The organism is Bacillus sp. AFS098217 (genome assembly GCF_002551815.1).
Classification (GTDB): domain Bacteria; phylum Bacillota; class Bacilli; order Bacillales; family Bacillaceae_G; genus Bacillus_A.
Window position 1 is genome coordinate 121,558 of the sequence record NZ_NVPR01000016.1, and the last position, 18,755, is coordinate 140,312.

Consider the following 18,755-nt stretch of genomic DNA (forward strand, 5'->3'; position numbering starts at 1 on the left):
GCTGAATAAGCTTTCATTAGAGTATGTCTGCAATCAGGAGGTCGATAGCGAGATGAATTGGTATGAGATGCGTGCGCATGAAGTGGAGGAAAGAACGAATACGAATGTGAAAATAGGACTTTCAGAGCAAGAGGCAGAAGGACGATTAAAGAAGCTTGGTCCAAATGAGTTACAGGAAGCAAAAAGGCCTTCTGCACTCCTTGTATTTTTGGCGCAGTTTAAAGATTTTATGGTACTTGTTTTGTTTGGTGCGACAATCATTTCAGCTTTTTTAGGAGAGTATATTGATTCGATTGCAATTGTCGCAATTGTTATTATCAATGGTGTTCTTGGCTTTTTTCAAGAAAGAAAAGCAGAAAAATCATTGGAAGCTTTGAAAGAATTAGCTGCCCCGCAAGTAACGGTTTTACGAAATGGAAAATGGATGAAAATACCATCTAAAGCACTTGTCCTTGGGGATATCATTAAATTTTCTAGCGGCGACCGTATTGGTGCTGATATTCGTCTTGTTGAAGCATCGAGTTTATATATCGAGGAATCGGCTTTAACGGGAGAATCTGTACCTGTTCAAAAGAAAGTGGAAGCATTAGGCGGTCAAAATGTTGCGATTGGTGATCAAAAAAATATGGCATTTATGGGGACGATGATAACACGGGGTTCCGGGGCCGGAGTAGTAGTAGCTACAGGGATGAATACGGCTATGGGACAGATTGCAAATCTGCTGCAAAATGCAGAGCAGATGGAAACACCGCTGCAAAGAAGGCTAGAACAACTTGGAAAAATCTTAATCGTTGTCGCTCTTATTTTAACAGCACTTGTTGTATTAGCTGGTGTATATCAAGGTAATGAAGTGTACCATATGTTTTTAGCTGGTGTTTCGCTTGCGGTTGCGGCAATTCCAGAAGGGTTGCCAGCTATTGTTACAGTTGCTTTATCACTTGGTGTACAGCGTATGATTAAGAAGAGAGCGATTGTACGGAAATTGCCAGCTGTAGAAACGCTAGGGTGCGCTTCGGTTATCTGTTCAGATAAAACAGGAACGATGACGCAAAATAAAATGATGGTGACACATATGTGGTCAGGCGGTGAATTATGGAAGGTAACAGGTCAAGGGTATGAGCCAACTGGATCTTTTATGAAGGAGGAAAAGAATATTGATCCAGCAGCTACTAAATCGCTTTATCAATTATTAACATTTGGATGTCTATGTAATCATGCTAATATTATTAAAAAGAAAAAAACGTATGTGTTAGATGGGGATCCTACAGAAGGTGCACTCGTTGCAGCAGCAATGAAAGCGGGAATATCACGTGAAGCACTAAAGGGGAAATTTGAAATTATTCATGAATTTCCTTTTGATTCCACGCGTAAAATGATGAGTGTTATTGTTCGTGATCGCGATGGTAAAAAATTTGTTGTTACAAAAGGTGCACCAGATGTTTTGTTACAAATGAGCCAAACCATTTTATGGGGAAATAAACAGCAGCCTTTAAGTGAACTGTACCGAAAAGAAGTACAGGCAGCTATCCATAGCCTTGGCAGTCAGGCACTCAGAACAATTGCAGTTGCGTTTAAGCCGTTAAAAGTAACAGATTCAATTGAACATGAACGAGAAGTAGAAAGAGATTTTATGCTTGTTGGAATCCAAGGAATGATAGATCCACCAAGACCAGAAGTGAAACAGGCTGTACAAGAGTGCAAAGAAGCAGGTATTAAAACGGTAATGATTACGGGAGATCATAAAGTAACGGCAATGGCTATCGCAGAGCAGTTAGGAATTTTGCCGCCGAATGGGCGCGTTGTAGAAGGTGTGGAATTAGCAAATATGTCTGTAGATGAACTAGAGGATATTGTAGAAGACACCTATGTATTTGCACGTGTATCCCCTGAACATAAATTAAAAATTGTAAAATCTCTTCAAAATAAAGATCATATTGTAGCGATGACAGGTGATGGAGTGAATGATGCTCCTGCTATTAAAACAGCCGATATTGGGATAGCGATGGGGATTACAGGGACGGATGTAGCCAAAGAAGCTTCCTCTCTTGTATTGTTAGATGATAACTTTGCTACGATTAAATCTGCAATTAAAGAGGGCCGAAATATATATGAAAATATTCGGAAATTCATTCGGTATTTATTAGCATCCAACGTCGGAGAGATTTTAGTTATGTTATTTGCAATGATGCTGGCACTACCGCTTCCGATGGTTCCAATTCAAATTTTATGGGTAAATTTAGTAACGGATGGATTACCAGCAATGGCATTAGGATTAGATGCAGCTGAGGGAGATGTAATGAAAAGAAAGCCACGACATCCGAAAGAAGGGGTATTTGCTAGAGGACTTGCTTGGAAGATTGTAAGTCGAGGCTTTTTGATTGGTACAGTAACCTTACTTGCATTTATTATTGCGTATAATCAACATCCGAATGAATTGAAATATGCACAAACAGTAGCGTTTGCAACACTGGTGTTAGCGCAGCTTATCCATGTATTCGACTGTCGTAGTGAACATTCTGTATTCCATCGGAATCCATTTGGTAACATGTATTTAGTTGGAGCGGTGATCATTTCCATATTGTTGATGCTTGTGGTGATTTATTATCCACCATTACAACCGATATTTAGTACACTGCCGATTCAGGCGAGAGATTGGTTATTAATTGTAGGTTTATCCTCCATTCCAACATTCTTGTTAGTTGGTTCCTTACTGACAGGGAAAAAGGAGAAAAAGAAAAAGCCTTTGTTGTATAAGAAAGGGATAAACTTGAAATAGTCAATGATATGAAAATGTGATATAATTTACAAAAGGTAGTAGAGTTGCATCTCTATTACCTTTTTCATTGAGTTATTTCATGGCGTGGATGTGATAAAGATGATTTCTAGTATGACAGGATTTGGAAGATCGAAGGTAGAAAACGATGCTTTTCAAATTACAGTAGAAATGAAGTCAGTGAACCATCGTTTTTTAGAGATGAACATTCGACTTCCGAAACAAATGATGGTTTTTGAAGACAAAATTCGTAAGATCATCGCAGAACAAGTTCGCCGCGGACGTATTGAAGTGTCCGTTAGCATTACAGGGGAAGGACTTGTCGAAAGAAAATTAAGTGTAAATTGGTCGCTTCTCAAGCAATATAAATCCATTATGGAAGACGTAAAAACAAAGTTTCAATTACAAGATTCCATTACACTTCAACAACTAATGGGAATGCCAGAAGTAACGGCAATTGAGGAAATGGAAAATGTAAATGAACAATTTGAACAAAGTTTATATGAGGCTGTTCGCCAGGCTGCTTGTATGTTAAAAACGATGAGAGATGGCGAAGGAGAACGATTACATAAAGATATAGCATATCGTTTACAAGAAATTCACAATTGTGTAAATGCGATTATCCCGCATGCTCCAATTGTAATTCAAAAATATCGTGAACGATTGGAAAATCGCTTGAAGGAATTACATAATCAGGATTTAGATGAACAACGATTGTTGACAGAAGTAGCAATGTTTGCAGAGCGTTGTGATATTCATGAAGAATTAGTTCGTTTGCAAAGTCATTTAGATCAATTTCATGAAGCACTTGAGATTACAGAGCCTGTTGGGAGAAAAATGGACTTCATCGTACAGGAGATGCATCGTGAAATTAATACGATTGGTTCTAAGGCAAATGACTTAACAATTTCAAAATATGTTGTAGAAATGAAAAATAACCTTGAAAAAATTCGTGAACAGGTACAAAATATTGAGTAGCTGTCAAAAAATATATAGAGTTATACGTGATGGAGAAATCGGATAGACTTACTAGGAGGCGCAAACTATGGCCATGCGGTTTTTAAACATTGGATACGGGAATATTGTATCTGCTCATCGAATTATTGCTATTGTAAGTCCGGAGTCAGCTCCTATCAAACGAACGGTACAGGAAGCGCGTGAACATAATGCGTTACTTGATGCTACGTATGGGAGAAAAACAAGGGCGGTTATTGTTATGGATGATGGGCATGTTGTATTAAGTCCAATTCAGCCAGAGACGATTGCACATCGTTTGAATAATAAAGAAGATTTAAGTGAGGAAGGGTAGGTTTTACATATTTATGAGAAGTAGAAGAGGGTTGCTCATCGTTCTTTCAGGACCTTCTGGCGTTGGAAAAGGGACAGTTCGAAAAGAGTTGTTCAGCCATGAAGATACAAAATTTCAATATTCTATTTCAGTGACAACACGTAAGCCGCGTGAAGGCGAAGTGGACGGTGTGGATTATTTCTTTAAAGAGAGAGAAGAGTTTGAAGAAATGATTCGTAACGAAAAGCTACTTGAGTGGGCGGAGTTCGTTGGAAACTACTATGGAACACCAATTGACTATGTTGAAAAGACATTGCAAGAAGGAAAAGATGTGTTCTTAGAAATTGAAGTGCAAGGAGCAATTCAAGTGAAGAAAGCTTTCCCAGAGGGTGTATTTATCTTCCTAGCTCCTCCAAGCCTATCAGAATTAAAGAACCGAATCGTAGGTCGTGGTACAGAGACTGAAGAGGTTATTGAAAATCGTTTAACTGTGGCGAAAGAAGAAATCGAGATGATGGACGCTTATGACTATGTTGTAGAAAACGATAAAGTAGAAATGGCTTGTGAACGCATTAAAGCAATTGTGGTTGGTGAACATTGCCGCCGCGAAAGAGTAGCAAAATATTATAAGGAAATGACGGAGGGTATATAATATGTTAAATCCATCAATTGACTCATTACTAAAAAAAATCGATTCTAAATATACATTGGTAACGGTAGCGGCAAAACGTGCTCGTGAAATGCAACTTGCTAACAATTGTGTTATTGAAAATCCTGTTTCTCATAAATGTGTGGGTAAAGCATTGGAAGAAATTGATACAGAAGCATTAAGCTATGTACCAAGCGAAGAGAAAATATCTGAGTAAGACGTTCTTTTCGACAAAAGAAAACATAGACTTTATAATTTTCTATGTAACGGTAACAACCTATTTACAAGTAGGTTGTTATTTTTTTACGATAGAGCTAAAAAGAAATAAGATAAAGATTTAATGAAATGCTGGCACTGACGAGCTGGAATCATTCCATTTCAGCAAAACAAGTTTGAAAAAGAAAGAGGACGAGTCATATGCTAAAAGGGAAAAAGATACTTCTATGTGTAACAGGAGGCATTGCTGTTTTTAAAGCGGCTGCGTTAACAAGTAAGTTGACACAAGCGGGGGCACTTGTAAAAGTAATGATGAGTGAATCGGCGATGAAGTTTGTTACACCTCTTACATTTCAAGCGCTTTCTCGCCATGATGTATACACAGATACGTTTGATGAAAAAGATTCGGCAGTTATCGCTCATATTGATTTAGCAGATTGGGCAGATGTTGTACTTGTTGCTCCGGCTACAGCGAATTGTATTGGAAAGTTAGCAAATGGTATTGCTGATGATATGATTTCAACGACATTGTTAGCTACTACAGCACCAGTATGGATTGCACCTGCTATGAATGTGCATATGTATGAAAATAAAATTGTTCAAAAGAATATGATGACATTAAAAACATTAGGATATACATTTATTGAGCCTGGAGAAGGCTTTTTAGCATGTGGGTATGTTGCAAAAGGGCGACTGGAAGAACCGGAAACGATCATTGCTAGACTAGAAGAGGCTTTTTCAGAAAAAAAACCATTACTAGGAAAAAAGATATTAGTAACAGCTGGACCAACTCGTGAAAAGATTGATCCAGTTCGTTTTATGACAAATTTCTCTTCTGGGAAAATGGGGTATGCTCTAGCAGAAGTTGCAGCGAATTTAGGGGCGGATGTAATACTTGTTTCAGGACCAACAGCATTAACGCCGCCTATAAATGTAACAACTGTACAAGTACAATCTGCACAAGATATGTTAGAAGCTGTTCTTCAGCAGTATGCTTCTATAGATGTTGTTATTAAAACAGCTGCTGTCGCAGATTATCGCCCAAAAATTGTATATGATCATAAAATGAAAAAGAAAATTGGCGATGCAGTGATTGAACTAGAGAGAACGACTGATATTTTGAAAACATTAGGTGAGAAAAAGGAACATCAGTTGCTTGTAGGTTTTGCTGCTGAAACAACAAACGTAGAAGAATATGCAACGAAAAAATTACGTGAAAAAAATGCCGATATGATTGTTGCGAATGATGTGAAAGCGCAAGGGGCAGGATTTGGTACGGATACAAATATTGTAACAATGTATAGAAAAGATGGAGAAGTGATTGAGTTACCATTTTTAGCAAAGAAAGAAGTAGCTCGTGAAATATTAATGCAAATCGAAGCGATGTTAGAAGAGGATCGTGTATGAAATTTGCAAGTGTGATTGTTGATGTACCAGCACGTCAAACCGATAGACCATTTGATTATATCATTCCTAAAAAATGGGAAGATATCGTACAAAAGGGTATGCGTGTCGTCGTTCCATTTGGTCCACGAAAATTACAGGGATTTATTATTGAAATAAAAGATTCGGTAGATGTGGAAAGTAAGAAATTAAAAGCATTGCATGAAATATTGGATGTCACGCCAGTTTTAAATGAGGAACTATTGAAACTTGGTTTTTGGCTAACAAATGAAACGCTATGTTATACGATTTCAGCTTTTCAAGTTATGCTTCCAACCGCGATAAAAGCGACTTATAAAAAGCGGCTACAACTTCTTAAACCAGAAGAGGCAGCCCCGGAAATCTGTAATTTATTTCAAGGGAAAGAAGCAGTAGATTGGGAAGAGATTGCCACGCATCCACATCTATATCGTATGGTTCAAAAAGAAATCACAAATGGTACGATTGAAGTTATCTATAAAGTAAAGGATAAAGTACAAAAGAAGAAGCAAAGAGTGATTCAGCCCGAGTTACCAGAGGGAAAATTAGAGGCAGCAGCATTTGAGCTAAAAAGCAAAAAACAGCAAGATGTACTATATTACTTTGTGGAAAATTATCATAGCGTGCCATCAAAAACATTAACAGAAGAATTGCAAATGACAGATGCGCCGATAAAGTCTCTTGTCAAAAAAGGCTTGCTTTCGGAGAAATATGTGGAAGTATATCGTAATCCGTATGACGATGAAGATTTTGAACAGACAAAACCATTCCCGCTTACGGATGAACAAAACCAAGTGATTACACCAATTTTGTCATCGATTGCAAACGAAACTTACAATCCATTTTTGCTATATGGTGTTACAGGAAGTGGTAAAACAGAAGTGTATTTACAATCGATTGCCGCGGTATTAAAAAAAGGGAAAGAAGCGATTGTGCTTGTTCCTGAAATTGCATTAACACCGCAAATGGTAGATCGTTTTAAAGGGCGATTTGGTTCGCAAGTTGCCGTTCTTCATAGTGCGCTTTCTGTTGGGGAAAAATACGATGAATGGCGGAAGATTTTGCGAAAAGAAGTAAAAGTTGTAGTTGGCGCACGTTCTGCCATTTTTGCCCCTTTTGAAAATTTAGGAATTATTATTATTGATGAAGAACATGAATCCAGTTATAAACAAGAAGATAATCCAAGATACCATGCCAGGGATGTTGCAGTTTGGAGAGGACAATATCATAATTGTCCAATTGTACTTGGTAGTGCCACACCAACGCTTGAATCATTTGCTAGAGCGAAGAAAGGTGTCTATGAGTTATTGACGATGCAGAAGCGTATGAATGAACAAGCGTTGCCGACAGTAGAAATTGTTGATATGCGTGAGGAGCTTCGCGAGGGAAATCGTTCGATGTTTTCTACATTACTTCATGAGAAAATAGCGGATCGGTTAGAGAAGAAAGAGCAAATGGTTCTCTTTTTAAACCGAAGAGGTCATTCTACATTTGTTATGTGCCGCGATTGTGGTTATGTGGTGCAATGCCCGCATTGTGATATATCACTGACCTATCACAAAATGAATCATCGTTTGAAATGCCATTATTGTGGTTATGAGGAGAATATGCCAACTGCTTGTCCTGCTTGTAATAGTTTGTATATTCGTTTCTTTGGTACAGGGACGCAAAAGGTGGAAGAAGAAATTACGAAGTTATTTCCTGAGGCTCGAGTTATCCGAATGGATGTTGACACGACAAGTCGTAAAGGAATGCACGAAAAGTTATTAAAAGCGTTCGGTGAGGAGAAGGCAGATATCTTACTGGGTACACAAATGATTGCCAAAGGACTCGATTTTCCAAAAGTTACGCTTGTTGGTGTCTTAACAGCCGATACGATGCTTCATTTACCAGATTTTCGAGCAAGTGAAAAAACATATCAGTTATTGACGCAAGTGAGTGGAAGAGCAGGACGACATGAATTACCAGGAGAAGTGGTTATTCAAACGTATACACCAGAACACTACAGTGTAGAGTTAGCAAAAAATCAGCAGTATGATGTATTTTTTGAACACGAAATGCAGATGAGGAAAATGAGGCAATATCCACCGTACTACTACGTTGCGCTTGTAACTGTATCACATCCGGAATTATTAAAAGCAGTGCAAGTAACGGAGAAAATTGTTGGGTATTTACGAACACATTGTTCAAAGCAATCAATGGTGTTAGGGCCAGTTGCTTCAGCAATTCCAAGGATAAAAGATAGATATCGTTACCAATGCGTGATAAAATACAAACGGGAACCAAACTTAAAGTACGTGCTCAAAATGGTAAATGAACATTATCAAGCAGAAATGCAAAAAGAGCTACAAATCTCAATTGATTTTAATCCAACAATGTTAATGTAGCGGAGGGAATTATGACAGTTTTAGAAATTGTAAAGCATCCAAATGAAGTGTTAGAAGCTCCATGTGAACGGGTAATTCACTTTGATAAAAAGTTAGTAAAGTTGTTAAAAGATATGTACGAAACAATGTTAGTTGCAGATGGTGTTGGTTTAGCTGCGCCGCAAGTCGGTGTGAGTTTGCAAGTAGCAGTTGTTGATATCGGTGATGATACTGGTAAGATTGAACTCATTAACCCAGTTATTTTAGAAAAACGTGGTGAACAAGTAGGTCCCGAAGGCTGCTTAAGCTTTCCGGGACTTTATGGTGAAGTGGAGCGTGCGGAGTATATCAAAGTACGCGCGCAAAACCGCCGTGGTAAAATATTTTTATTAGAAGCGGATGATTTTTTAGCACGTGCAATTCAACATGAAATCGATCATTTACACGGTGTACTATTTACATCCAAAGTGACGAGATATTATGAGGAAAATGAATTAGAAGAGATGTAAAAGGAGCGATTTTTGAATGGTGAAAGTAGTATTTATGGGAACACCGGACTTTTCTGTACCGGTGCTTCGTCGTCTTATTGAGGATGGATATGATGTGATTGGTGTTGTAACGCAGCCAGATCGTCCAGTGGGTAGAAAAAAGGTTATGACACCAACACCTGTTAAGGTGGAAGCAGAAAAACATGGTATTCCGGTGTTACAGCCGTTAAAAATTCGCGAAAAAGATGAGTATGAAAAAGTGTTGGCACTAGAACCGGATTTAATTGTGACAGCTGCGTTCGGACAAATTGTACCAAATGAAATTTTAGAAGCACCGAAGTACGGATGTATTAATGTCCATGCTTCATTACTTCCAGAACTTCGTGGTGGTGCGCCAATTCATTACGCGATTATGCAAGGTAAAGAAAAAACAGGCATCACAATTATGTATATGGTTGAAAAATTAGATGCTGGTGATATTTTAACGCAAGTAGAAGTGGAAATTGAAGAACGTGAAACAACAGGTTCATTATTCGATAAACTAAGCGAAGCGGGGGCACATTTATTATCCAAAACGGTTCCGCTATTAATCCAAGGGAAATTAGAACCAATTAAACAAAATGAAGCTGAAGCTACATTTGCCTACAACATTAAGCGTGAGCAAGAAAAAATTGATTGGACGAAAACGGGCGAAGAAGTATACAATCACATTCGCGGTTTAAACCCATGGCCGGTTGCTTACACGACTTTAGCGGGACAAGTTGTAAAAGTATGGTGGGGAGAAAAGGTTCCTGTAACAGCTAAGGCCGAGCCAGGCGCAATTGTGGCAATTGAAGAAGAGGGTTTCATTGTAGCAACAGGAAATGAAACGGGTGTTAAAATTACTGAGTTGCAACCATCTGGTAAAAAGCGTATGAGCTGTTCACAATTTTTACGTGGAACAAAACCTGAAATTGGTACAAAGTTAGGAGAAGACGCATGAGACAAAATGTTCGTGAGTTAGCTCTTGATGGCTTAATGCAAGTGGAGAAAAGTGGTGCTTATAGCAACCTACTTTTAAATAATTTGATTGAAAAAAGTGCGATTGATAGAAAAGATATTGGCTTGTTAACTGAAATTGTGTATGGAACGATTCAACGTCGTGACACGCTCGATTATTATTTACAACCATTTTTAAGAAAAAAGATAGAGGCATGGGTAAAAGTATTGCTTCGCTTATCTTTATATCAAATGCTATATTTAGATCGTGTTCCAGAAAGAGCTGCAATTCATGAAGCTGTTGAGATTGCAAAACGTCGTGGTCATAAAGGCATTGCAGGAATGGTAAACGGAGTACTGCGTTCGATTCAGCGTGAAGGTGTTCCGTCTTTAGACGAGATACAAGATCCTGTAAAACGATTAGCTGTTGCAACAAGTCACCCAGAATGGCTTGTACAAGAATGGGTAACAGCGTATGATCTGGAAACCGCTCAAAAAATGTGTGAAGTAAGCATGATTCCACCTGTTTCGGCAGCGCGTGTGAACGTTGATAAAGTAACGGTCAAAGAAGCGATTGCTTTGCTAGAAAATGAAGGCGTAGAGGCAAAACTTGGTGATTTATCAGAGGATGCTATTCAAATTGAAAAAGGAAATGTTGCGCATACAGAGGCGTTCCAAAAAGGATTTCTTTCGATTCAAGATGAAAGCTCTATGCTTGTTGCCCGAGCTTTAGAACCGGAAGAAGGAGATAAAGTTCTTGATAGCTGTGCAGCACCTGGTGGGAAAACAACACATATTGCAGAGCGTTTAAGAGGAACGGGCAAAGTAATGTCTCTTGATTTGCATCCGCATAAAGTTCGTTTAATTCAGCAACAAGCAAAGCGTCTTGATTTAGAAAATGTTGAAACAAAGGCACTAGATGCAAGAAAAGTCCAAGAGCATTTTGCAAACGAAAGCTTTGATAAAATATTAGTAGATGCACCATGTTCTGGATTTGGTGTTATCAGACGTAAACCTGATATTAAATTAGGTAAAGGAAAGGGCGATAGTGAAAGACTATCGACAATCCAGCTAACGATACTAGACAAAATTGCACCCCTATTAAAAGCAGGTGGGCGCCTTGTTTATAGTACGTGTACAATTGAAAAAATAGAGAATGAACAAGTGATAGAGCAATTTTTACAAGAGCATCCTGAATTTGAATGGGATACGACGATAAAAGAGCGTATGCCGGAAAAACTACGTCCTTATATAAATGAGGGACAAGTACAAATTTTACCGCATTATTTTGCAACAGATGGATTTTATATTGCTTGTTTAAGAAGGAAGGTGTAGCATCATGGAAACGACTGTAAGAAAACAAAAGAAAAATTTAGAAATGAAAAAACCATCTATTTATTCTTTACAACTTCATGAAATGCAAGATTGGTTAAAGGAACAAGGGGAACCAAAATTCCGTGCAGGACAAATTTTTGATTGGCTTTATAAAAAACGTGTGAAAAATTATGAGGATATGACAAACCTATCTAAAGGATTGCGTGATAAATTGTCGAATTCCTTTGATATTACTACTTTAAATACATTAGTAAAACAAACATCTTCTGATGGAACAATTAAATTTTTATTCCAATTATATGATGGATATTCCATTGAAACAGTATTAATGCGACATGAATATGGAAATTCCATTTGTGTAACAACACAGGTTGGTTGCCGTATTGGCTGTACGTTTTGTGCATCGACACTAGGTGGTTTAAAGCGAAACCTAGAAGCTGGAGAAATTGTAGCACAAGTAGTAGAAGTGCAACGTGCGCTTGATGAAACAGAAGAACGTGTAAGTTCTCTTGTAGTAATGGGAATTGGGGAGCCGTTTGATAACTATGATAATTTAATGGCATTCTTACGCATTATTAACGATGAGAAGGGAATCAATATTGGGGCACGTCATATGACAGTTTCCACAAGTGGAATTATCCCGAAAATTTATAAGTTTGCCGAAGAAGATATGCAAATTAACTTTGCGATTTCACTGCACGCTCCAAATACAGAATTACGTTCAAAATTAATGCCGATTAACCGTGCTTATAAATTGCCGGATTTAATGGAAGCTATTAAATACTATGTAAATAGAACTGGACGTCGTATTACGTTTGAATATGGTTTATTTGGAGGAGAAAACGACCAAGTTGAGCACGCTGAAGAACTGGCTCAACTCTTAAAAGGTGTAAAATGTCATGTAAACTTAATTCCGGTAAACTACGTACCAGAACGCGATTATGTAAGAACGCCACGTGAGCAAATTTTCTTATTTGAAAAAACGCTAAAAGACCGTGGAGTGAATGTAACGATTCGTCGTGAACAAGGTCATGATATTGATGCTGCCTGCGGTCAGTTGCGTGCAAAGGAGCGCAAAGAAGAGACGAGGTGACAAGATGAAAGCCGTGTTTCTATCGGATAAAGGAAAAGTTCGTCAACATAATGAAGATAGTGCAGGAGTTTTTCATAATTTGGATGGAGATATATTAGCTGTAGTAGCTGATGGAATGGGAGGTCATCGAGCGGGTGATGTTGCTAGCTCGATGGCCATTCAACTATTCCATGATTATTGGAAACAAACGTATAACATGAATGAACCTAGAAAAGCAGAAGAATGGTTACATACAAAAGTTGAGATGATTAACGAGCGCATATATGAATACGCTAAGCAACATGTAGAGTGTAGTGGTATGGGAACAACAGTTATTGTAGCGATTTGTAAGGCAGATTTTGTAACAATTGGACATATAGGAGATAGTCGTTGTTATATAGTGTCAGATGGAGAGATATCACTTATTACAGAAGATCATTCGCTTGTAAATGAACTTGTTAGGCATGGTGAAATCTCAAAAGAGGATGCAGAGTATCATCCTAAAAAGAATGTACTTTTGCGTGCGCTTGGAACAGAAGAAACAGTCGGATTAGACGTTAAAACATTAGTGCTTGAAGAGAATGATCAATTGCTTCTTTGCTCTGATGGATTATCAAATAAAGTTGCCATAGATGATATGCAAAGGATTTTGCAATTAAACGAACAACTTGAGACAAAGGGAGAACATCTTATTCAATTGGCGAATGATCGTGGTGGAGAAGATAACATTACCCTTGTCATTGTTGATTATGTGGATTCGGCAAACGAAAGTAGGTGAATTACAACGTGCTGATTGGAAAACGCCTAAACGACCGTTATAAGCTGCTGAAAATGATTGGTGGCGGAGGAATGGCCAATGTATATTTGGCTCATGATGATATACTAGGCCGAGATGTAGCGGTAAAAATACTACGACTCGATTATGCAAATAATGAAGAGTTTATTAAACGTTTCCATCGAGAAGCGCAATCTGTTACAACGTTGTCGCATCCAAATATTGTGAATATGTATGATGTTGGGGAAGAAGATGGAATTTATTATCTTGTTATGGAATACGTACCTGGACAAACATTAAAGCAATACATAAATCAGCGTGGAATGTTACCTATAGGAGAAGCTCTTGATATTATGGAGCAGTTAACAGCTGCAATGGCGCATGCCCATCATTTTGAAATTGTTCACCGTGATATAAAACCACATAACATCCTGATTCGAAGTGATGGAGTTGTGAAAGTGACAGACTTTGGAATTGCGACAGCTACAAGTGCGACGACGATAACGCATACGAACTCAGTGCTTGGTTCGGTTCATTATTTGTCACCAGAGCAAGCACGCGGAGGGATAGCGAATAAACAATCGGATATTTATTCACTCGGTATTGTTATGTTTGAATTATTAACAGGAAGGCAGCCGTTTTCAGGGGAGTCGGCTATTGCGATAGCTTTAAAACATTTACAAAATGAAACGCCATCTCCAAAACGTTGGAATCCAGATATTCCGCAAAGTGTAGAAAATATAATTTTAAAAGCAACTGCAAAAGATCCGTTCCATCGATATCAGTCTGCTAATGCGATGAAGAGGGATATTGAAACAGCTCTATATCCAGAGCGTATTAACGAACAACCATTTTATATACCTGAAGATATGGAAGCGACGAAGGCGATTCCAATTATTCAACAAGAACAATTATTAGGAAATATAAGTGATGAAACAATCGTATTGAATGGAAGCAAAGCGGATGAACAGATAAAAAATGAAGAAGTCAAACCAAATGTGAAAAAAAAGCGAAGTAACAAATGGTTGAAAGTGTTAATTGCAACATTTTTACTTTTAGCAATCGGTACAACGTTAGCGCTTACTGTAATTCCAAGATTTTTTATCCCAAAAGATGTGAAAATTCCAGATGTGTCTGGTATGAAGTATGAGACTGCTGTTAATGCTCTTGTCGAGAAAGGATTTGAAGTTGCTGAGCCAAACATTGTCTATACAGATGATGTTGAAGCTGGAAAAGTAATTAAAACAAGTCCGGCAGCAGGAAGGATTGTAAAGGAAAATTCTAAAATTACAATCTATCAATCCGGCGGGAAAAAAAAGAGTAAAATGAGTAATTTAATCGGAAAAGATTTTGATAGTTTGAAGAAAGAATTAGAAGGGAAATATAAAATTGTTGTCCGATACGATGTTGACGATGAAAAACCAAAAGGTGAAATCGTAGAACAAAGTCCAGCAGCAGACCAAATGGTTGTGGAAGCGGAGCAAGATGTGAAAGTTTGGGTAAGTAAAGGTCCTTATCAAATTCGCCCTGTTGACTTTTCAGGATGGACTGAGAATAGTGTGAACAGCTATTTAAATGAGAAGAAGCTGATACCGGATATAAAAAGAGAATATTCGGATACGATTGATAAAGGGCTGGTAATCTCACAATCACCAAAACCAGGGGTGCCGTTAAAAGAAGGGGAGAAAGTAACAGTTACTATTTCGGATGGACCAAAGCCGAAAGTAACGAAGACTGTAAAAGTTGATAATATTCCACTTCCATATGAAGCTCCTGCAACAGGTGAGAAAAAGCCACAAACAATTGAAATTTATAAAGAAGATATGCAGCAAAAAATGGATAGACCAATTGAAACCCGAACAATAACAGAAACTGCTACTATTTCTTTGGAATTTGTGATTCAAGAAGGAACAAAAGGACATTATAAGATTGTTCGAGATGGAACGACAATCATTGATAAAGAAGTACCATATCCAGTCGGGTAAAGATGAGTCTCTATTTGGTGGATTCCATCTTCTTTATATAGGGGATGGGATTCGTTACTCTTGCCTGTTATGCTGTTTGCATGGTGAACGGTATAACAGGCAAGAATTTACGTTTCAAAATAGAAAATAGCCATAAAAGTGACGTGAATATAAATAAGGTTTTGAACGAAGATTAAGCAAAGTGTAAACAGAATGAGTGAGTTATCTATCCTGCTATTTGCGGACAATAAGACCCCCACCTCAAAATTCAGTGAAAGCATTGGCCAGCTCTAGCGGCTAGAATCTCCGGTCGTTTCGCCCCCTCGGACGAGGCAAAAAGCGCCTCTCTGTCAGGGACGCGGGCGTCCTGCGATTCTGAGCAAGCCGCTTCCGCTTTTCTAAAGAAGTTAGGTGGGGATTCAACTGTCCGTAAAAGCCCCATTGGTGAGAGTTAATAATCAGTGAGGGAGGAAGAAAAAACTCACTGATTAAAGTTTTACTTTATAGATGCGGAGTATTCATGTGATGATTTTTGGAAATAGTTGTTTACAAAAGCTTGATTCGTTTAAATTGTAATCAATGAGGTAAAGAAACAACCATTGATTAAAGTTTTATATAGAATAAAGGAGAATTATATGGCAGAAGGAAAAATTGTAAAAGCTTTGAGTGGTTTTTATTATGTGCAGCATGAAGATGGTATTACACAATGCCGTGGTCGTGGTGTATTCAGAAAGAATAAAGTTACGCCGCTTGTAGGAGATCAAGTCGTTTTTCAAGCGGAGAATCCGAACGAGGGATATGTTCTAGAAGTTTTTGAGCGAAAAAATGAACTTGTTAGGCCGCCGATTGCCAATGTAGATCAAGCAATCCTTGTTTTCTCAGCAGTTGAACCAGATTTTAACCCAGGATTACTAGATCGATTTCTCGTATTAATTGAATATCATAACATTAAACCAATTATTTGTATTAGTAAAATGGATTTAGTAGATGAAAAAATGCGAGAAACTGTTGAGTCTTATGCAAATGATTATCGTGAAATGGGATATGATGTATTGTTTACTTCTATTAATACATCGGAAAGTATTGATATTTTAAAACCGTTTTTAGAAGGCTATGTTTCAGTGGTTGCAGGACAATCTGGTGTAGGAAAATCTTCTATGTTGAATGTATTACGACCTGATTTAGCACTGAAAACAAACGATATTTCTTCGCATTTAGGCCGCGGTAAGCATACGACAAGACATGTGGAATTAATTGAAGTTGGAAGTGGTCTTGTTGCAGATACACCTGGTTTTAGCTCACTTGATTTTATTGATATAGAAGTAGAAGATCTTACACATTGTTTTCCAGAGTTGAAAGAAGAGAGTCAATACTGTAAATTTAGAGGGTGCACACATCTTTCTGAACCGAAGTGCGCAGTGAAAGCTGCAGTTGAGGAAGGAAAGATTACTCATTATCGTTACGAACATTATAAACAATTCGTAGAAGAAATTAGAGAGAGAAAGCCGAGGTATTAGTCATGATTAAAATTGCACCATCGATTTTATCAGCAGATTTTTCAAAATTAGGGGAAGAAATTAAAGATGTAGAAAAAGGTGGAGCGGATTATATCCATGTTGATGTCATGGATGGACATTTTGTTCCAAACATTACAATTGGTTCTTTAATTGTAGAAGCAATTCGTCCAATTACATCTTTACCATTGGATGTACATTTAATGATTGAAAACCCTGATAACTATATCCCTACTTTTGCAAAAGCTGGAGCAGATATTATTACTGTTCATGTAGAGGCATGTCCACATTTACATCGTACGATTCAATTAATTAAATCGCATGGTATCAAAGCTGGGGTTGTATTAAACCCACATACATCAGTTTCTATGATTGAACATGTATTGGAAGATGTTGATATGGTATTACTTATGACGGTAAATCCAGGATTCGGTGGACAGAAGTTTATTCATTCTGTATTACCGAAAATTAAACAAGTTGCAGAAATGGCCAAGGCACGTAATTTAGAAATTGAAATTGAAGTTGATGGTGGTGTAAACGCTGAGACTGCGAGACTTTGTGTAGAAGCTGGGGCGAATGTTCTTGTAGCAGGATCGGCAGTATACAATCAAAAGGACCGCGGTGAAGCAATTCGAGTAATTCGTGGATAACGAATAGATGTAAGGAAACTTTTATCCCGATTGATGAGGACTAAAAATCAATAGGGGAGTTTTCGAACCTGTTAGAACGGGATAATGTGAAAAAAAGCAATCTACCGACTGGCAGATTGCTTTTTTCTATAGAAGGGAAAGAAAAGATGATTATTCATATTTTAGCTGGAGGACCTGCGGAGTACTGTGCTGATTTCTCTCGATATGAAAATGAGGAAGTAGTATGGGCTGCGGTTGATCGTGGTGTATATCGTTTGTTGCAAAGAGGAATCGTACCAGCTGTTGCATTTGGTGACTATGACTCAGTTACAGAGGAAGAATTAGCGTGGATGCAAAAACAGACAGATGAGCTACATATTGTTCCGCGTGAAAAAGATCAAACCGACTTAGAAATTGCGATTAGCTGGGCGCTGGAGCAAAAGCCGAAATTGATTCGTATTTTTGGTGCTACAGGTGGAAGACTTGATCATGGTCTAGCGAATATACAAATGCTTTTGAAAGGTTTGGAAGAAAGTACGGAAATGTGTATTGTTGATAATAAAAACGAAATATTTGTGAGAGACGTGGGTACATATATAATTGAAGAAAATAAACAATTTCCATACGTATCCTTTGTACCTGTTACTGAATGTGTAAATGGTATTACACTTCGTGGTTTTAAATATCCTCTTATAGATAAAACAATTAAATGGGGATCGACACTTTGTATTAGTAATGAACTCCTTGCGGAAAAAGGTACTTTTTCATTTACTTCTGGCATATTAATGGTGATAAGAAGCACTGATTGAAGAAACAATTTTGCTCCTTGCGTCATATAGTAAACAAGTGGAGTAATGGGGATTAGGAGGGAAACCATGAGATTTTATACAATTAAGTTACCTAAATTTCTTGGTGGAATTGTTCGCGCGGTGTTAAATACCTTTAAAAAGGACTAAAAAGCACCTATTACCGGTGCTTTTTCCATGGGGATAATAAAAAAAGAGCCTAGTGGCTCTTTTTTTTTATTAAACACGTTCGATTTTGCCAGATTTTAATGCTCTAGCAGAAACGTAAACACGTTGAACTTTACCGTCGATGCGTACGCGAACTTTTTGAAGGTTAGCGCCCCATTTACGTTTTGTAGCGTTCATTGCGTGAGAACGAGAGTTACCAGAACGAGCTTTTCTTCCAGTAATAGCACAAACACGAGCCATCTATATTTCCCTCCCTTAACTACCTTACCATACGTAATTTTTCAATGTTAGTCTTTTATGCGATGCTAAAAA

The 18,755-nt window shown here is 37.9% G+C and carries 18 protein-coding genes; 17 read left to right on the plus strand and 1 reads right to left on the minus strand.

What is annotated here, in order from left to right:
- The first annotated feature begins 52 nt into the window (after positions 1-52).
- The 17 genes from COO03_RS03555 (at position 53) to spoVM (ending at position 18,425) form a co-directional block, all read left to right on the plus strand.
- Positions 53-2,776: a calcium-translocating P-type ATPase, SERCA-type gene (locus COO03_RS03555; protein WP_097895141.1), complete on the plus strand. Its 2,724-nt coding sequence runs from the start codon at positions 53-55 to the stop codon at positions 2,774-2,776.
- A gap of 99 nt (positions 2,777-2,875) precedes the next feature.
- Positions 2,876-3,751, plus strand: a complete 876-nt coding sequence (locus tag COO03_RS03560) for a YicC/YloC family endoribonuclease (protein ID WP_097895143.1) — start codon at positions 2,876-2,878, stop codon at positions 3,749-3,751.
- A 67-nt stretch (positions 3,752-3,818) separates the two neighbouring features.
- Positions 3,819-4,082: an extracellular matrix/biofilm regulator RemA gene (gene remA, locus COO03_RS03565; RefSeq protein WP_001251456.1), complete on the plus strand. Its 264-nt coding sequence runs from the start codon at positions 3,819-3,821 to the stop codon at positions 4,080-4,082.
- 13 nt (positions 4,083-4,095) lie between these two features.
- Positions 4,096-4,713, plus strand: coding sequence for a guanylate kinase (gene gmk / locus COO03_RS03570; RefSeq protein WP_097895145.1), 618 nt, complete (start codon positions 4,096-4,098; stop codon positions 4,711-4,713).
- 1 nt (position 4,714) lies between these two features.
- Complete coding sequence (gene rpoZ / locus COO03_RS03575) at positions 4,715-4,927, plus strand: DNA-directed RNA polymerase subunit omega (protein ID WP_097895147.1); 213 nt, start codon at positions 4,715-4,717, stop codon at positions 4,925-4,927.
- Between the two features lie 200 nt (positions 4,928-5,127).
- A complete protein-coding gene (gene coaBC / locus COO03_RS03580; RefSeq protein ID WP_097895149.1) occupies positions 5,128-6,333 on the plus strand; it encodes a bifunctional phosphopantothenoylcysteine decarboxylase/phosphopantothenate--cysteine ligase CoaBC in 1,206 nt (401 codons plus the stop codon).
- Positions 6,330-8,735 carry a primosomal protein N' gene (gene priA, locus COO03_RS03585; protein ID WP_097895151.1) on the plus strand — a complete coding sequence of 802 codons (2,406 nt, stop codon included), beginning with the start codon at positions 6,330-6,332 and terminating at the stop codon, positions 8,733-8,735. The genes coaBC and priA overlap by 4 nt, the downstream gene beginning before the upstream one ends.
- A gap of 11 nt (positions 8,736-8,746) precedes the next feature.
- The gene (gene def / locus COO03_RS03590) at positions 8,747-9,223 is read left to right on the plus strand and encodes a peptide deformylase (protein ID WP_097895153.1); all 477 of its coding nucleotides are present in this window, start codon (positions 8,747-8,749) and stop codon (positions 9,221-9,223) included.
- Between the two features lie 16 nt (positions 9,224-9,239).
- Positions 9,240-10,184, plus strand: coding sequence for a methionyl-tRNA formyltransferase (gene fmt / locus COO03_RS03595; protein WP_097895155.1), 945 nt, complete (start codon positions 9,240-9,242; stop codon positions 10,182-10,184).
- The gene (rsmB, locus tag COO03_RS03600; RefSeq protein ID WP_097895157.1) at positions 10,181-11,515 is read left to right on the plus strand and encodes a 16S rRNA (cytosine(967)-C(5))-methyltransferase RsmB; all 1,335 of its coding nucleotides are present in this window, start codon (positions 10,181-10,183) and stop codon (positions 11,513-11,515) included. The genes fmt and rsmB overlap by 4 nt, the downstream gene beginning before the upstream one ends.
- A gap of 4 nt (positions 11,516-11,519) precedes the next feature.
- Positions 11,520-12,608 (plus strand): 23S rRNA (adenine(2503)-C(2))-methyltransferase RlmN, encoded by a 1,089-nt coding sequence (gene rlmN / locus COO03_RS03605; protein WP_097895159.1) that lies wholly within the window; start codon positions 11,520-11,522, stop codon positions 12,606-12,608.
- A 4-nt stretch (positions 12,609-12,612) separates the two neighbouring features.
- Positions 12,613-13,365: a Stp1/IreP family PP2C-type Ser/Thr phosphatase gene (locus COO03_RS03610; protein ID WP_097895161.1), complete on the plus strand. Its 753-nt coding sequence runs from the start codon at positions 12,613-12,615 to the stop codon at positions 13,363-13,365.
- An 8-nt stretch (positions 13,366-13,373) separates the two neighbouring features.
- Positions 13,374-15,347 (plus strand): Stk1 family PASTA domain-containing Ser/Thr kinase, encoded by a 1,974-nt coding sequence (gene pknB, locus COO03_RS03615; RefSeq protein WP_097895162.1) that lies wholly within the window; start codon positions 13,374-13,376, stop codon positions 15,345-15,347.
- Between the two features lie 614 nt (positions 15,348-15,961).
- Positions 15,962-16,843, plus strand: coding sequence for a ribosome small subunit-dependent GTPase A (gene rsgA / locus COO03_RS03620; protein ID WP_097895164.1), 882 nt, complete (start codon positions 15,962-15,964; stop codon positions 16,841-16,843).
- A 2-nt stretch (positions 16,844-16,845) separates the two neighbouring features.
- Complete coding sequence (rpe, locus tag COO03_RS03625) at positions 16,846-17,490, plus strand: ribulose-phosphate 3-epimerase (protein ID WP_097895166.1); 645 nt, start codon at positions 16,846-16,848, stop codon at positions 17,488-17,490.
- Between the two features lie 146 nt (positions 17,491-17,636).
- Positions 17,637-18,278, plus strand: a complete 642-nt coding sequence (locus tag COO03_RS03630) for a thiamine diphosphokinase (RefSeq protein WP_097895168.1) — start codon at positions 17,637-17,639, stop codon at positions 18,276-18,278.
- A 66-nt stretch (positions 18,279-18,344) separates the two neighbouring features.
- Positions 18,345-18,425, plus strand: a complete 81-nt coding sequence (spoVM, locus tag COO03_RS03635) for a stage V sporulation protein SpoVM (protein WP_001213600.1) — start codon at positions 18,345-18,347, stop codon at positions 18,423-18,425.
- 69 nt (positions 18,426-18,494) lie between these two features.
- Here spoVM and rpmB read toward each other — a convergent pair whose 3' ends face one another.
- A complete protein-coding gene (rpmB, locus tag COO03_RS03640; RefSeq protein WP_000124776.1) occupies positions 18,495-18,683 on the minus strand; it encodes a 50S ribosomal protein L28 in 189 nt (62 codons plus the stop codon).
- Positions 18,684-18,755: the final 72 nt, after the last annotated feature.

Coding starts and splice junctions, on each gene's coding strand:
- COO03_RS03555 (WP_097895141.1), top strand. CDS start 53: ATGAATTGGTATGAGATGCGTGCGCATGAAGTGGAGGAAAGAACGAAT.
- COO03_RS03560 (WP_097895143.1), top strand. CDS start 2,876: ATGATTTCTAGTATGACAGGATTTGGAAGATCGAAGGTAGAAAACGAT.
- remA (WP_001251456.1), top strand. CDS start 3,819: ATGGCCATGCGGTTTTTAAACATTGGATACGGGAATATTGTATCTGCT.
- gmk (WP_097895145.1), top strand. CDS start 4,096: ATGAGAAGTAGAAGAGGGTTGCTCATCGTTCTTTCAGGACCTTCTGGC.
- rpoZ (WP_097895147.1), top strand. CDS start 4,715: ATGTTAAATCCATCAATTGACTCATTACTAAAAAAAATCGATTCTAAA.
- coaBC (WP_097895149.1), top strand. CDS start 5,128: ATGCTAAAAGGGAAAAAGATACTTCTATGTGTAACAGGAGGCATTGCT.
- priA (WP_097895151.1), top strand. CDS start 6,330: ATGAAATTTGCAAGTGTGATTGTTGATGTACCAGCACGTCAAACCGAT.
- def (WP_097895153.1), top strand. CDS start 8,747: ATGACAGTTTTAGAAATTGTAAAGCATCCAAATGAAGTGTTAGAAGCT.
- fmt (WP_097895155.1), top strand. CDS start 9,240: ATGGTGAAAGTAGTATTTATGGGAACACCGGACTTTTCTGTACCGGTG.
- rsmB (WP_097895157.1), top strand. CDS start 10,181: ATGAGACAAAATGTTCGTGAGTTAGCTCTTGATGGCTTAATGCAAGTG.
- rlmN (WP_097895159.1), top strand. CDS start 11,520: ATGGAAACGACTGTAAGAAAACAAAAGAAAAATTTAGAAATGAAAAAA.
- COO03_RS03610 (WP_097895161.1), top strand. CDS start 12,613: ATGAAAGCCGTGTTTCTATCGGATAAAGGAAAAGTTCGTCAACATAAT.
- rsgA (WP_097895164.1), top strand. CDS start 15,962: ATGGCAGAAGGAAAAATTGTAAAAGCTTTGAGTGGTTTTTATTATGTG.
- rpe (WP_097895166.1), top strand. CDS start 16,846: ATGATTAAAATTGCACCATCGATTTTATCAGCAGATTTTTCAAAATTA.
- COO03_RS03630 (WP_097895168.1), top strand. CDS start 17,637: ATGATTATTCATATTTTAGCTGGAGGACCTGCGGAGTACTGTGCTGAT.
- spoVM (WP_001213600.1), top strand. CDS start 18,345: ATGAGATTTTATACAATTAAGTTACCTAAATTTCTTGGTGGAATTGTT.
- rpmB (WP_000124776.1), bottom strand. CDS start 18,683: ATGGCTCGTGTTTGTGCTATTACTGGAAGAAAAGCTCGTTCTGGTAAC.